Origin of the sequence: Parafrigoribacterium soli, assembly GCF_040227235.1 — a bacterium.
Classification (GTDB): Bacteria; Actinomycetota; Actinomycetes; order Actinomycetales; family Microbacteriaceae; genus Parafrigoribacterium_A; species Parafrigoribacterium_A soli.
On the sequence record NZ_JBELNZ010000001.1, the window covers coordinates 549,149 to 562,935 of the forward strand.

The following is a 13,787-nucleotide window of genomic DNA, read 5'->3' on the forward strand; positions in this document are numbered from 1 at the left end:
CTCGCCTGCTTGCCGGAATAGGTAGCTGGGCCGTCCGCGATGGGCTTCGTCAAGTCGTATATGACGAACGATCCAGAGGCGGCCAGTAGGTCTTCGGCTTGCGCGAGAGTCTTGCCAACTGCGGACGACAACTCGATTGGTCGGGCCGTACAGCCGCTCGCGCTCGCTGCGAGGAATACGATCCCGGCTACGAGTACACATCGCACGTGACTGCGCCATACAGCCCGACTGGCAATCATGAACAGTTAGCCTAGCCCGCAGGTAACTCCCGTAGGGAGAGCGACGAGAGGCTGACCGGCCGCCACCAAGCGCGAGCAAGAAATGGCATAGGTTTGCTCCACTGCGCGGGAAACCTCAACGCAGCTAAGGCGACGGATACGCCGATGGACGCCTCCAACGACTCGAAGCTTCACCTCCGAGAGCGAGCGATAGTCAGCTGAGCAGGCGCACCGGCTTGCGCGGGTCGAGCGGCTCCTCGACGGGTGCGCCTTCGCCCGCGAGGGTGCGCGCGATTTCGTCCTTTTCGGCGACGTTCGAACGGATGAGCGGGATGGCCTTCAGCACGGCCTTGTCGAGTCGCTCCTGCAGGCGGATGCTCGAGATCTGATAGTCGGTGAAGTCCGAGTCGTGCGCGTACACGCCGACCGGCAGCGTGAGTGCTTGGAAGAAGCCGAACAGCGGTCGGAACTGGTGTTCGATGATGAGCGCGTGCCGTTCGCTTCCTCCGGTCGCCGCCAGGAGGATCGGGGTGTCGACGAGCGCGTACTGGTCGACGAAGTCGAAGAGGTGCTTGAACAGCCCGGTGAAGGATGCCCGGTAGACGGGGCTCGCGACCACCAGCACGTCCGCGATCTCGATCGCCTGCAGCGCGTTCTCCACCTCATCCGGAAGCTCTTCGCGGGTCAGCGCGCCGGCGAAGAAGGGGCCGAGTTCGTTGATGCGGATGTGCAGCGGCTCGATGTCGAGCTGCTGCCCGAGCGCCTCGATGATCCCGTCCACGAGAGCGATCGTGCGTGAGGGCGCCTTCAGGCTTCCCGACACTCCGACGACGCGCAGCTTTCTGGCATCCGTTGTTTCTGGCATAGGCCCAAGGATCGTCTCAATCGCCCGCGACCGCACGTCGCGTTACGAACTTTGTCGTTCGCAGGCGATCGGGGCGCAGCGGCGCCGACGGCGTTAGAGTCGAATCATGGCTCAGGCAGTGATCGTCGATGCAGTTCGAACCGTCTCCGGAAGGGGCAAGCCGGGCGGCCTGCTCTCGGCCTTTCACCCGGTCGACCTGCTCGCCCAGACGCTCCAGGCGCTCGTCGCCCGCAGCGATCTCGACCCGGCGCTCATCGACGATGTGATCGGCGGATGCCTCAGCCAGGTCGGCGAGCAGGCCGTGAACATCACGCGTAATGCCGTGCTGGCCGCGGGCTTCCCCACGAGCGTTCCCGGCACCACCGTGGACCGGCAGTGCGGATCAAGCCAGCAGGCGGCACATTTCGCCGCGCAGGGCGTGATCGCCGGCGCCTACGACGTGGTGATCGCCTGCGGCGTCGAACTCATGAGCAAGAACCCGATCAACTCCGCGACTCTCGGGCAGGACCCCTTCGGTCCCATGGTCGGCGCCAGGTACCCGGATGGGCTGGTCGGCCAGGGCATTTCGGCCGAGTTGATCGCGGCCAGATGGGGCTTCGATCGGCAGATCCTGGACGCGTTCTCCGAGCGTTCCCACCGGCTGGCTGCGGCATCCGATTTCTCCAGTGAGCTCGTGGATGTCGGGGTCGGCCTGGTCGACGAGACCGTGCGTCCCGGCACCACGGTCGAGACTCTCGCGGGACTGAAGCCCGCGTTCTTCAACGAGGAGCTGGGCGAGCGCTTTCCCGAGATCGAGTGGCGGGTGACGGCGGGCAACTCCTCGCCGCTCACCGACGGTGCATCCGCCGTGCTCATCATGAGCGAGGAGAAGGCGGCGGCGCTCGGGCTCACCCCTCGCGCACGCTTCCACAGCTTCGCCGTGACCGGCTCCGACCCGATCGAGATGTTGACCGGCGTGATCCCGGTGACGCAGCGCATCCTCGAGCGTTCTGGACTCGGCATCGACGACTTCGACACCTTCGAGGTGAACGAGGCCTTCGCCTGCGTTCCGCTCGCCTGGGAGAAGGAGACCGGCGCCAATCCGGAGCTCGTCAATCCGCGAGGCGGCGCGATCGCCCTCGGACACGCCCTCGGTTCCTCGGGAACGCGGCTGCTCACGACCATGGTCAACACCCTCGAGCAGACGGGCGGACGCTACGGCCTGCAGACCATGTGCGAGGGCGCCGGCATGGCCAACGCCACCATCATCGAGCGCATCTGATGGACATCACGGGAACGGTTGCCCTCGTCACGGGCGGCGCATCAGGTCTCGGCTTCGCCACGGCGACAGCACTTCGGGCGGCCGGCGCCGAGGTGCTCATCGTCGACCTGCCGAGCTCAGACGGTACAGCGCAAGCCGACAGGATCGGAGCGGCCTTCGTGCCCGCCGATGTCGCCGACGCGGCCCAGGTGCAAGCGGCCGTTGACATCGCGGCCGGTCTCGGCCCGCTGCGCATCGTCGTCTGCTGCGCGGGCATCGCGACGCCGGGCAAGGCGGTCGGAAGGTCCGGACCGCTGCCGCTCGAGGACTTCGAGCGGGTGATCCGGGTGAACCTCCTCGGAACCTTCAACGTCATCCGGCTCGCGGCCGCGGCGATGCAGGCCACCGAGCCCGTCGGTGAGGAGCGCGGCGCTATCGTCACGACGGCGTCGGTCGCAGCGTTCGACGGGCAGGTGGGTCAGCCCGCCTATTCCGCATCGAAGGCGGGCGTGGCCGGGATGACGCTTCCGCTCGCCCGCGAGTTCGCCTCCAGCCGCATCCGGGTGATGACCATCGCGCCCGGCATCTTCCAGACCCCGATGATGGCGGGCCTGCCGCAGGCGGCGCAGGACTCCCTCGGAGCGCAGGTGCCGCACCCGTCACGGCTCGGCAAGCCCGAGGAGTACGCCGCGCTCGTGCAGCACATCGTGCGCAATCCGATGCTGAACGGCGAGACCATCCGGCTCGACGGTGCGATCCGGATGGCGCCCCGCTGACCACACTCGCTGGTCGAGCTTATCGAGACCTTATCTCCGAGTTTCCTCGTCGGTGAGGTCTCGATAAGCTCGACCAGCGGCGTTCAGCTACAAAACCTTCGACAGGAACGCCTTCGTGCGCTGGTGCTGCGGGTTGCCGAGCACCTCGTCCGGGTCACCGGCCTCCACAACGACGCCGCCGTCCATGAACACGAGTGAATCGGCAACCTCGCGCGCGAAGCCCATCTCGTGGGTCACGACGATCATCGTCATGCCGGATGCCGCGAGCGCCTTCATGACGTCGAGCACCTCACCGACGAGCTCGGGGTCGAGTGCCGAGGTCGGCTCGTCGAACAGCATGAGCTTCGGATCCATGGCGAGAGCACGCGCAATCGCGACACGCTGCTGCTGACCGCCGGAGAGGTGAGCCGGGTAGGCATCCGCCTTCTTGGCGAGCCCCACCCTGGCCAACAGCTCCTTGGCCCGCTCGACAGCGGCATCCTTCTTGACGCCCTTGACCCGCATCGGCGCCTCGATGATGTTCTCGAGCGCTGTCATGTGTGGAAACAGGTTGAAGCGCTGGAACACCATGCCGATGTCACGCCGCTGCCTGGCCGCCTCCTTGGGGTGCAGTTCGTAGAGTCTGTCGCCGCGCTCCTCGTAGCCGACCAGCACGCCGTCGACGGTGAGCCTGCCGGCGTTCACCTGCTCGAGGTGGTTGATGCAGCGCAGGAACGTGGACTTGCCCGAGCCACTCGGTCCGACGAGGCACAGCACCTCGCCGCGCTTCACGGTGAGCGAGATGCTCTTCAGCACCTCGTTCGAGCCGAAGCTCTTCGAGACGCGATCGGCCTGCACCATGGCAACTTCTGTGTCTGGCAGCATGGTCATCCCTTGCCTCCCTCGCTCCTGTCGATGTCTACGGAGGGCAGTGCGCCCGTGACGAGGGGAAGGCTGTCCGTGTCGCTCCCGCCCTTCTTGTTCGGCCTGGCCTGGCCGACACCGCGAGAGAACCGCTTCTCGAGGAAGTACTGCCCGATCATCAGGATCGAGGTGAACAGCAGGTACCAGGCGGATGCCACCAGCAGCAGCGGGATCGGGTCGAAGATTTCCACGGAGATGTCACGAGCGCGACCATAGAGGTCGAAGCTGTACGGGATGGCCGTGACGAGCGAGGTCGTCTTCAGCATCGAGATGACCTCGTTGCCGGTGGGCGGGATGATGATGCGCATCGCCTGCGGGATGACGACCCTGCGCATGGTCTGCAGCCACGACATGCCGAGCGCGGTTGACGCCTCTTCCTGTCCCGGATCGACAGACAGGATGCCGGCGCGCACGATCTCGGCCATGTACGCGGCCTCGTTGAGCGAGAGTCCGATCACCGCGAGCCAGAAGACGTCGATGACGGCCTTCGTCTGGAAGACCGCCCACGGCGCCGTGAACGGAATGCCGATGTCGATGGTGGCGTAGATGGTGGAGATGAGTCCCCAGAACGCCAGCTGCACGTACACAGGAGTGCCGCGGAAGATCCAGAGGTAGAGCCACGCGACACCCTTGACGACCGGGTTGTCAGACAGCCGCATGACCGCGAGGGTGATGCCGAGCACGATGGCGATGACCATCGAGTAGATCGTCAGCATCACGGTGTTGAAGGCCGCCTGGGATATGCGCCTGTCGAAGATGTACTTCGCGAAGTTGTCCCAGCCATAGGCGGGTCGCTGCGACGCATCGATCACAAACAGGATGAGCGCGGCGATGAGGATGACAGCGAAGACGATTCGGCCCGGGTGCCTCAGCCGGATGGCTTTGATGGGAGCCGCACGGCCTTCGCCGTTCGGCGACACGGTGCTCCGTGTCGCCGAACGGTTGTGCTCTGGTGAACTCACGAACTAGCCCTTGGAGGCTGCGTTGATCGTGATTTCGCTCAGGGCGCCGCTCTCGACGCCCCACTTGCTCAGGATCTTCGTGTAGCTGCCGTCATCGACCATCGACTGGAGCGCCTTCTGGATCGCCTTGGTGAGGTCGGAACCCTTCTTGACCGCAACACCGTACGGGGCCGCATCGAATGCGTCGCCAGCCGGCTCGATCTTGTCCTTGAGCTTCGAGATCGCGTAGAGGGTGATCGGTGAGTCGGCGCTCATGGCGTCGGCGCGGCCATCCGCGACGGCGGTGGTGGCGTCATCCTGCTTGTCGAACTTCAGGATCTTGATGGCCGGCTTGCCCGCGTCGGTGCACTCTTTCGATGCTGCCGGGAGCTCTTCAGTCTCTTCGAAGGTCGTGGCCTGCACTGATACCGTGAGACCGCACGCGTTCTTGGGGTCGACCTTCTTGCCGATGGGCTGTGCCCACTGCACGCCCGCGGTGAAGTAGTTCACGAAGTCGACGGCCTTCTCGCGCTCCGTGTTGTCGGTGAAGGATGAGACACCGATGTCATAGGTGCCTCCCTTGATGCTCGGGATGATCTTGTCGAATCCGGAGATCTGGTACTTGGCCTTGAGACCGAGCTTCGCGGCCATCGCATTCGCGAGCTCCACATCCCAGCCGATCGGGTTGCCCGCGTCGTCCTTGGACTCATTGGGCGCGTATGTGGGGTCGATGCCGATGATGATCTTGCCGGCATCCTTGATCTTCGCCGGCAGCAGGGCGACGGCTGCTGCATCCGCGCCTACGCTGACCTTCTTGCCGTTGTCGGCGGGTGCCGTGCTGTTGTCAACACAACCGCTGAGGGCCAGGGCCGCAACTGCTGCGACTGCCAGCACTGAATATCTCATGCGCATAGAAAGTTCCTATCTATCTCTTGGTGGGTGCTGCCATTTATACGCCGGGTAGCCACGAGGTGGAAAGGGACCTATCAGACGCTACTTCGTTGTCACGCCGGTAATCGCAGCCTAGCGCAACTTTTGAGCAAGAATTCGTCGAAGGAAGGCGAGAGGAGGGGGCAAACGCGCCGAAACGCGCGAATTGCGCGAATTGCGCGAATTCGGGCGAACCCCCTCCCGATGCTACTTTTCCTTGGCTCCCACCGACGCCTTGGCATTGGCCTCGTAGGAGGTGTTCGTCGACTCGAAGAAGTTCACGAGCTCGAGCGTGTCGTTGGCCGTGGCCATCCACTTCGCCGGGTTCGACACTTTGTAGTGCGCGTCGAAGCCGAGCTCCTCCAGGCGGCGGTCGGCCAGGTACTTCACGTACTGGTTGATGTAGCTCGCGTTGAGGCCGAGGATGCCGCCCGGGAGCAGATCCATGTTGTACTGCTCCTCCATCGCCACGGCCTCGAGGATCATGCTGCGGATCTCCTCCGCGAACTCCGTGGTCTGCAGGTCGGGGTTCTCCTCCAGCACCGTGAGGATGAGGTTGATGCCGAACTTGAGGTGCAGGCTCTCGTCGCGCACCACCCAGTCCATGAGCGAGCCGAAGTTGCGCAGCAGGTTGCGCTGGCGGAACGACAGGGCGACCATGAATCCCGAGTAGAACCAGATGCCCTCGAGGATCACGTTGTAGGCCACGAGGTTGCGAACGAAGTCCTTCTTGCCCTCGGTCGTAGTGATGTCGAGGGTCTGCTCCGTCATCCTGCGGATGAACTTGACCTGGAACTCCTCCTTCAGCGCCATCGACGGGATGTCGATGTGGGCGTCGTAGGCGGCGGCGCGATCGATGGGGAAGGTCTCGAGCACGTACTCGAACGACATCGAGTGGTTCGCCTCCTCCCACATCTGCTTGGCGAGGTACATGTGCGCCTCGGCCGCATTCAGGTAGGGGTAGACACCGAAGGCGAGCGCCTTGTTCACGAGCAGCTCGTTGGGGTTGAAGTAGCTCATCAGGAAGGTGACCGCGTGACGTTCCTCGTCGGTCATCTTCTTGAAGTCGGCGATGTCCTGGTCGAGCTGGATCTCGTTGGGGAACCAGGTGTTCGCCACGGCCTGGTCGTACAGGTCCATGGCCCACTGGTAACGGATCGGCTTGAGGAGGAGTCCCTCCTGAATGCCTGTACCGAGAATGCCCATTGCTACGTCATCTTCTTTCTATCTCTACTTATTGCGGTGGTGAGGTCTCGACAAGCTCGACCCGCGTGCGGTGCTGAGGTCTCGACAAGCTCGACCCGCGGAGCTGCCTACTGGCAGCTATCGCACTGCAGTTCGTCCATGGGGTCGACGGGTACCGAATACTCCTCGAAGGCCTGTCCAGACATCATTCACCCGCCTTCGTGAGTCCACCGAAGCCGAAGCCGCGGCGTGCCGGCGCCGCCACCGCTGGCTCTGCCTCGGGCACGGCCGAGACAGCGGATGCCTCGCCCGGCGTCACGGGAGCGGCGGCTCCGAAGCCGCGCTTGGTGCCACCGCTGATCTCCTCGGACTTGTTCACCTTGACCGTGGACTGCTCCGCCTGGTGACGCGGCTTCATGTGCAGGTAGTACGTGGTCTTGACGCCGCGCTCCCATGCCCCGTAGTAGATGTCCATCATGTCGCCGAGGTCGCGCGTCTCGAGGTACATGTTGCGACTGATGGCCTGGTCGATCCACTTCTGCGCGCGGGCCGCCACCTCGAGGAAGGCGTAGGGCGAGAGCTGGAAGCTGGTCTTGTACGTGGCCTTCACGTCATCCGGGATGGCCGCGATGTTCTGGATGTCGCCCTGGCTGCGAAGGATGTCTTCCTTCACGGCGTTCCAGATTCCCAGGCGCTGCAGGTCGGAGACCAGGTTGCGGTTCACCTCGAGGAACTTGCCGTTCGAGGTGGAGCGGCTGAAGATCTGCGAGAACTGGGGGTCGAACCCGGGCGTCGTGCCGGCAACGAGACCGATGGATGCCGTCGGCGCGATCGCCATGAGCGTCGCGTTGCGCATGCCGCCCTTGACCTTCGCGCGCAGCGCATCCCAGTCGAGCCGGGTCGTGCGGTTCACCTTGATCGGCACGCCGCGGTCAGCCTCGGTGAGCGCGATGCTGTCGATCGGCACCATGCCCTTCGACCAGCCGGAGCCCTCGAAGTTCGGGTAGGCGCCCCGCTCCTTGGCGAGGTCCGCGCTCTCATCGATCGCGGCGTAGGAGACGTGCTCCATGATCTCGTCGATGAGGTCGTACGACTCCTCGGACTCGTAGCTCAGGCCGAGCTTCTCGACGACATCCGTGAAGCCCATGACGCCGAGGCCGACAGCACGGTTCTGCTGGTTGGAGAAGTCGGCCTCCTTGACTGACGAGCGGGTGATGTCGATGAGGTTGTCGAGCTGGCGCACGGCGAGACGCGCGGACTCGTCGATCTTCTTGTAGTCCACGGCCACCGTGCCGCCGGAGACGAGCAGGTGCTGCGAGAGGTTGATCGACGCCAGGTTGCAGACCGAGACGTTGTCTTCGTCCTGCGGGAGGGTGATCTCCGTGCAGAGGTTGGAGAGGTGGATCGTGCCGGTGTTGTTGTTGAGGGCACGGTTGTTGATCGTGTCCTTCCAGGTGAGCCACGGGTGGCTCGACGCCGAGAGCGAGATCAGGATCGCCTTGAACTGCTCGCGGGCGGTGGTCTTCTTGAACATCCGCAGCTCGCCAGCCTCGGCCTTGGCCACGTACTCCTTGTACTTCGCGCTGAAGGCGGCACCGTAGAGCTCGTTGAGGTCCTGCACCTCGAGCGGGTCGAAGAGGTACCAGTCGTCGTCGTTCTGCACGCGCTTCATGAACTCGTCGCTGATCCAGACCGCGGTGTTGGCGGTGCGGGTGCGGCGGTACGGGTCACCCGAGTTCTGCCTGAGGTCGAGGAAGTCGGGGAAGTCGAGGTGCCAGTTCTCCATGTAGAAGCACAGCGCGCCGAACTTCTTGCCGCCCCGGCTGACCGCACGCAGGATCGAGTCGATCGTGTGCATGAACGGGATCGGGCCGGTGGAGGTGGTGTTGTTCGAGCGGATGGGCGAGCCCTGGGCGCGAAGCTTCGTCACCGAGAGCCCGATTCCGCCGGTGCCCTTGGTGAGCCACATCACGTCGCGGGTGGTCTTCGCGATGTGCTCCATGTCGTCCTGCATCTCCATGACGAAGCAGTTCGCGAGCTGCGGGTAGATGGTGCCCGCATTGACGAGGGTGGATCCGGCGGCGAGGTACTCGAGGCGCGACATCTTCTCGTAGAACGCGATCGCGGTCTCGTTGGGCTTCGCCTCGTTGAGGCTGAGGCCCATCGCGATGCGCATCCAGAAGTACTGGGGGACCTCGAGAGCGTCACCGTTGCGGCCCTTGATGCCGTAGCGGTTGTTGAGGGTGACGACGCCGATGTACTTGAGCAGTTCGTCGTGCGCCGGCTCGAGGTGCTGCGCGAGCAGGTCGAGGTCGAACAGCTGGGTGAGCCTGGAGTCGAGCAGCTGCTCCTCCACGCCGCGGGTGATGTTCGCGGCGAAGTGCTCGCGGTGGAGGTTCTTCAGCTCCTCGTCGGTCTCGTAGTCGCCGAGCACGCGCTTGTAGATCGTCTTGAGCAGGAGGCGAGCGGCAACGGTGTCGAAGGCCGGGTCGTCTTTGACGTTCTGCAGGGCGACCTGGATGACCGCCTCATCCAGCTGCTGGGTCGTGATGCCGTCGAACAGGGTGAGTTCGAGTTCGCTCGCGATCTGGGTGACCCAGGTGATGTTCTCGTCGAGGCCGGCGCTGGCGTGCTCGATGGCGAGGTTGATCTTGTTGGCGTCGTACGGCTCACGCTGCCCATCGCGCTTGACTACGGTAATTGCCACGTTTGCTCCTCAAATACTGCGACGAGGCTGCGGCGGCGGACTATGCCCGACCTGCAGTTCTCATCTCCCCGAAATGGCCCGAATAAGGCCACGAATCCCTGCTGTCGAGTGCATCAGTCTGGCCATCTGAGCGATGTGTCCAGGAGTTGCTGCTTGGCAGTGGAATCACTATATAGCGGGGTCGTGCGATTGTGCCAACCCCATATCTAGTGGGCGTGTCATCCACAGCTGTGCATAAGTTCGCCGAGTTTTCCACAGCCACCGAAGCCATTCTGGCGGGCACCACCGACACTGCGGTCGCGTTCCCTTCGTGCCCGAATGACACCGGCCCCGGATAGGATTGCAGCCTTGTGAACAGCTACCTCGACCTCCTGAAGACACGCGGTGTCGCGCGTCTGATGAGCGCGCAGCTGGTCGCGAGATTCCCCGGCGGCATGCTCTCGCTCGCCTTCCTCATCCACATCCAGGCGACCACTGGCTCCTATGCCGCAGCCGGTCTCGTGCTCGCCGCGACGAGCGTCGGTCAGGCCGTCGCCGGCCCACTGACGAGCCGCTGGATGGGCGTGTGGGGAATGCGCTCCGTGCTCATCCTCACGACCGCCGTCTGCGCGGCGTCCATCACGACGATCGCCCTCGCGACGCTCACCGTGCCCTGGTACATGGTCATCGGGCTCATCGGGGGCCTGAGCTATCCCCCCATCCAGCCCGCCGTGCGCACGATCTATCCGAAGATGGTCAACTCCAAGCAGCTCACCCCGCTGTTCTCGCTCGACGCGAGCGCACAGGAGATCATCTGGATCGCGGCCCCCGTGATCACGACCTTCATCGCCACCCAGGTCTCCTCGGTGCTCGCGATCCTGCTCGCCGTCGCCTTCCTCGTGGGCGGAGGAGCGTGGTTCATCGCCTCTCCGGAGGTTGGCCGGGTGCGCATTCCGCGCAGCAAGCGACGGCTCGGCCTCGTGCTCGCGAAGCGGCCGGTGCTGCTCGCCACGATCACCGGCTTCCTGCTCGTCGGAGCCTGCGCGGCGGTCGAGGCGGCCGTCGTCGCGACGTTCCGCGACCAGGGGTCGGAGGCCGGCTACGTGCTGGCGATCTGGTCTGTCGCGTCCCTTTTCGGCGGGCTCGCCTTCGGGCATCTTCCCGTGGGCCCGTGGGCCCTGGCCAGACGGATGTTCGTCACCTTCCTCGGCATGGCGCTCGCGATCTTCGCGTGGGAGTTCTGGTCGCTCTCCTTCACGCTGCTCATCGCGGGAATCTGCATCGCTCCCGCCCTCGCCGTGATGTTCTCCATCGTCTCGGCGAGCGTCAAGTTCAGCGACACCGCGGAGGCCTACGGCTGGGTCGGCACCGGGCAGCTCATCGGCGCCGCGCTCGGCTCGGCCATCGCTGGGCTCTTCATCGACCGCATCGGCCCGAGCGGCGCGTTTCTCACGGCGGCATCATTCGCCCTGCTCGGCTTCGTGATCCCCACGATCTTCCACCGCTGGCACCCCGACCTGCGCGGACGAGACGCGAGCCCCCTGCCCGACACCGAAGCGATCCCGGTCCAGAGCTGAGCCGCCGAGTGGGCGACGCGTTCGACCCGCTACCAGCGGGGGTGCACCGCCGAGCGGAAGTGGCGATCGTAGATCGACACGATCTCCGCGGAGAATGCCTCACCGAGCGGTCCAGCCGAGCCCGCGACGGCGTTTGAGCGGGCCTGCTCCACGTTGCGGGCACCGGGGATGACGCTGCTGACGCCATCGAGCTGCGCCACCCAGGCGAGAGCGGCCTGCGCGGTGCTGAGACCGGATGCGGCCGGCTCGTTCTCGACGAGCCGCGCGAATTCCTGCGCGGCCCGCACTCCCGTCTCGAAGTCGACGCCGGAGAACGTCTCACCCGCGTCGAAGGCCTCGCCGTGACGGTTGTAGCTGCGGTGGTCGTTCGCGGCGAAGGTGGTGTCGACGGTGTACTTTCCGCTGAGCAGGCCCGACGCGAGCGGAACGCGGGCAATGATGCCGACGCCGGCCTCGATCGCTGCCGGGAGCACGGCATCCAGGGGCTTGAGCCGGAAGGCGTTGAGGATGATCTGCACGGTCGCGGTGCCGGGCCTCGCGATGGCCGCGAGAGCTTCGTCCACGGTCTCGACACTCACGCCGTAGGCCGCGATGGCGCCGTCGGAGACGAGGGTGTCGAGGGCGTCGTAGACGGCATCCGTGGAGAAGACCGGCGTGGGCGGGCAGTGCAGCTGCACCAGGTCGAGCCTGTCGGTGCCGAGGTTGCGGCGCGAGCGATCGGTCCACTCGCGAAACTTTGCGAGCGTGAAGTTCGCGGGATCCTGTGCCTCGCGACGACCCATCTTGGTGGCCACGGTGATGTCGAACGCGGGATTGGCGGCGAGGAATTCGCCGATGAAGCTCTCACTGCGACCGTCACCATAGACATCCGCGGTGTCGAAGAAGGTGACCCCGGACTCTGCCGCCGCCTCGAGAACGGCGCGCGCGTCGGCGGCACTCACCTCGCCCCAGTCCGCTCCGAGCTGCCAGGTGCCGAGGCCGATGACGGATACTGTGCGGCCGGTGCGGCCGAGGGTTCGAGTCTGCATGCTCCGATTCTAGAGAGCGCGGCTGGCAGCGTCCGGTGTCCGAATCGTGATGAGCAGCGGCTAGTCGCGGCGCTCGTGCCGCCGGTACGGTGAAGCCATGAGGCGCCTACTCATTCCCACCGTCATCGCCCTCGCGCTGCTCTCGCTCGCCGGCTGCACCGGGAGTGGCAGCAGTTCGTCCGGAGCCGCCGATCGTGCACCGCTCACCTCGGACGCCGGCGGGGCGGTCGTGGGAGGCAAGGTGACCGCGCCAGACAAACGGCAGGTCATCACAACCGGCGACATGTCCATCACAGTCAAAGACCCCGCGGATGCCGCGGACCGGGCCTCCCACATCGTCGAGACCGCGGGCGGTCGCATTGATGGCCGTACCGAGCACGCCGGCGACGACGGCGGCACGGGCAGCGCGCAGGTCGTCGCCCGCATCCCCTCGGCGAAGCTCAACGACACAGTCGAGAAGCTGAAGAAGCTCGGCACCGCCCGGGACGTGTCCATCTCCTCGAGCGATGTCACGAGTCAGGCGCAGGACCTGGATGCTCGCATTTCGGCACTCCGCACCTCCGTCGACCGGCTGCAGCAACTCATGGCGAACGCGACGTCGACGGCAGACCTGATCACGATCGAGTCCGCGCTGTCGGAGCGGCAGGGCAACCTCGAGGCGATGGAGTCGCAGCGGCGGCAGCTCAAGGACCAGGTTGATCTCGCCTCTGTGACGATCACGCTGAACTCGCCCGCGACGGCGCGCGCTCAGTTGCCCGGGAACTTCCTCGACGGCCTCATCACCGGATGGAACTCCCTCGTCAGTTTCTTCGCGGGCCTCGTCGTGGTCGTCGGGGTGCTGCTGCCCTGGCTCATCCTCGGCGGAGTGATCGCCATAGCCGTCGTCGCCCTCGTGCGCTGGCGCAAGCGCGGCCCTTCGCCAGACGCCGCGACCCCCGACGCGCCGAACATTGAGACGCCTCCGGCCCCCTAGCTCTGCGGCAGCGAGGGCTCACTGACCGTCGATGAGCCGTTCCAGCGCGGGCAGCGCATCGCGCAGCGAATCGAGCTGCGCCTCGTCGAGGGAGCGGAGCAGTTCGCCGATCACCTCGGTTCGCGCCGTCCTCGCGCGGCTCACGAGTTCGGCACCGGCGGGCGTCGCCGCGATCACGACGGCACGGCCGTCGGCCGGGTCGCCCTCCCGCAGCACGAGCTTGTCCGCCTCCAGCCGCGCGACGATCCGGCTCGTCGCGGGAGCCCCGATGCGCTCCCGCCGGGCGAGGTCGCCGAGCCGCAGCGGTCCGAACCTGACGATGCTCGCAAGCGCGGAAAGTACACCGTGACTGAGGCCCTGACCGCCGGCGACCATCCGTCGGTTGAGGCGCCCGAACACGAGCGTGAGGCGGGCGGCGAGTTCGGCATCCGCGTCGTTCTGCATGCTCCCATCCTGCCCGGTCAT

The 13,787-nt window shown here is 65.4% G+C and carries 12 protein-coding genes; 4 read left to right on the forward strand and 8 right to left on the reverse strand.

Going from position 1 to position 13,787, the window contains the following annotated elements:
• Positions 1–432: 432 nt before the first annotated feature.
• Positions 433–1,083, reverse strand: coding sequence for an FMN reductase (gene msuE / locus ABUA37_RS02625; RefSeq protein ID WP_349897560.1), 651 nt, complete (start codon positions 1,081–1,083; stop codon positions 433–435).
• Positions 1,084–1,189: 106 nt separating this feature from the next.
• On the opposite strand from msuE, the gene ABUA37_RS02630 reads away from it, so the two are divergent.
• Together ABUA37_RS02630 and ABUA37_RS02635 are read left to right on the forward strand one after the other, a co-directional pair.
• Positions 1,190–2,344 carry a thiolase family protein gene (locus ABUA37_RS02630; RefSeq protein WP_349897561.1) on the forward strand — a complete coding sequence of 385 codons (1,155 nt, stop codon included), beginning with the start codon at positions 1,190–1,192 and terminating at the stop codon, positions 2,342–2,344.
• Positions 2,344–3,099: an SDR family NAD(P)-dependent oxidoreductase gene (locus ABUA37_RS02635; protein WP_349897562.1), complete on the forward strand. Its 756-nt coding sequence runs from the start codon at positions 2,344–2,346 to the stop codon at positions 3,097–3,099. Before ABUA37_RS02630 ends, ABUA37_RS02635 begins: the two co-directional genes overlap by 1 nt.
• Positions 3,100–3,186: 87 nt before the next feature.
• Here ABUA37_RS02635 and ABUA37_RS02640 read toward each other — a convergent pair whose 3' ends face one another.
• From ABUA37_RS02640 to ABUA37_RS02660, 5 genes are all read right to left on the reverse strand, one after another.
• Positions 3,187–3,969 (reverse strand): amino acid ABC transporter ATP-binding protein, encoded by a 783-nt coding sequence (locus ABUA37_RS02640; RefSeq protein ID WP_455430376.1) that lies wholly within the window; start codon positions 3,967–3,969, stop codon positions 3,187–3,189.
• The gene (locus ABUA37_RS02645) at positions 3,966–4,922 is read right to left on the reverse strand and encodes an amino acid ABC transporter permease (protein WP_349897563.1); all 957 of its coding nucleotides are present in this window, start codon (positions 4,920–4,922) and stop codon (positions 3,966–3,968) included. Before ABUA37_RS02645 ends, ABUA37_RS02640 begins: the two co-directional genes overlap by 4 nt.
• A gap of 45 nt (positions 4,923–4,967) precedes the next feature.
• Positions 4,968–5,849, reverse strand: a complete 882-nt coding sequence (locus ABUA37_RS02650) for an ABC transporter substrate-binding protein (RefSeq protein ID WP_349897564.1) — start codon at positions 5,847–5,849, stop codon at positions 4,968–4,970.
• Positions 5,850–6,080: 231 nt separating this feature from the next.
• Positions 6,081–7,079, reverse strand: coding sequence for a ribonucleotide-diphosphate reductase subunit beta (locus ABUA37_RS02655; RefSeq protein ID WP_349897565.1), 999 nt, complete (start codon positions 7,077–7,079; stop codon positions 6,081–6,083).
• Positions 7,080–7,263: 184 nt separating this feature from the next.
• A complete protein-coding gene (locus ABUA37_RS02660) occupies positions 7,264–9,765 on the reverse strand; it encodes a ribonucleoside-diphosphate reductase subunit alpha (RefSeq protein WP_349897566.1) in 2,502 nt (833 codons plus the stop codon).
• Positions 9,766–10,115: 350 nt separating this feature from the next.
• Between ABUA37_RS02660 and ABUA37_RS02665 the strand changes: the two genes are divergently transcribed.
• Positions 10,116–11,321, forward strand: coding sequence for an MFS transporter (locus ABUA37_RS02665; protein WP_349897567.1), 1,206 nt, complete (start codon positions 10,116–10,118; stop codon positions 11,319–11,321).
• A 29-nt stretch (positions 11,322–11,350) separates the two neighbouring features.
• On the opposite strand, the gene ABUA37_RS02670 is transcribed toward ABUA37_RS02665, so the two are convergent.
• Positions 11,351–12,349 (reverse strand): aldo/keto reductase, encoded by a 999-nt coding sequence (locus ABUA37_RS02670; RefSeq protein ID WP_349897568.1) that lies wholly within the window; start codon positions 12,347–12,349, stop codon positions 11,351–11,353.
• Between the two features lie 97 nt (positions 12,350–12,446).
• Here ABUA37_RS02670 and ABUA37_RS02675 point away from each other — a divergent pair, with 97 nt between their 5' ends.
• Entirely contained in the window at positions 12,447–13,322 is an 876-nt protein-coding gene (locus tag ABUA37_RS02675; RefSeq protein WP_349897569.1) for a DUF4349 domain-containing protein, read from the forward strand.
• A gap of 18 nt (positions 13,323–13,340) precedes the next feature.
• Here ABUA37_RS02675 and ABUA37_RS02680 read toward each other — a convergent pair whose 3' ends face one another.
• Positions 13,341–13,787: a MarR family winged helix-turn-helix transcriptional regulator gene (locus ABUA37_RS02680; RefSeq protein WP_349897570.1), complete on the reverse strand. Its 447-nt coding sequence runs from the start codon at positions 13,785–13,787 to the stop codon at positions 13,341–13,343.

Excerpts from the sequence above, each read along its gene's own strand:
- msuE (WP_349897560.1), bottom strand. The coding sequence starts at position 1,083 with ATGCCAGAAACAACGGATGCCAGAAAGCTGCGCGTCGTCGGAGTGTCG.
- ABUA37_RS02630 (WP_349897561.1), top strand. The coding sequence starts at position 1,190 with ATGGCTCAGGCAGTGATCGTCGATGCAGTTCGAACCGTCTCCGGAAGG.
- ABUA37_RS02635 (WP_349897562.1), top strand. The coding sequence starts at position 2,344 with ATGGACATCACGGGAACGGTTGCCCTCGTCACGGGCGGCGCATCAGGT.
- ABUA37_RS02640 (WP_455430376.1), bottom strand. The coding sequence starts at position 3,969 with ATGACCATGCTGCCAGACACAGAAGTTGCCATGGTGCAGGCCGATCGC.
- ABUA37_RS02650 (WP_349897564.1), bottom strand. The coding sequence starts at position 5,849 with ATGAGATATTCAGTGCTGGCAGTCGCAGCAGTTGCGGCCCTGGCCCTC.
- ABUA37_RS02655 (WP_349897565.1), bottom strand. The coding sequence starts at position 7,079 with ATGGGCATTCTCGGTACAGGCATTCAGGAGGGACTCCTCCTCAAGCCG.
- ABUA37_RS02670 (WP_349897568.1), bottom strand. The coding sequence starts at position 12,349 with ATGCAGACTCGAACCCTCGGCCGCACCGGCCGCACAGTATCCGTCATC.
- ABUA37_RS02675 (WP_349897569.1), top strand. The coding sequence starts at position 12,447 with ATGAGGCGCCTACTCATTCCCACCGTCATCGCCCTCGCGCTGCTCTCG.
- ABUA37_RS02680 (WP_349897570.1), bottom strand. The coding sequence starts at position 13,787 with ATGACCGGGCAGGATGGGAGCATGCAGAACGACGCGGATGCCGAACTC.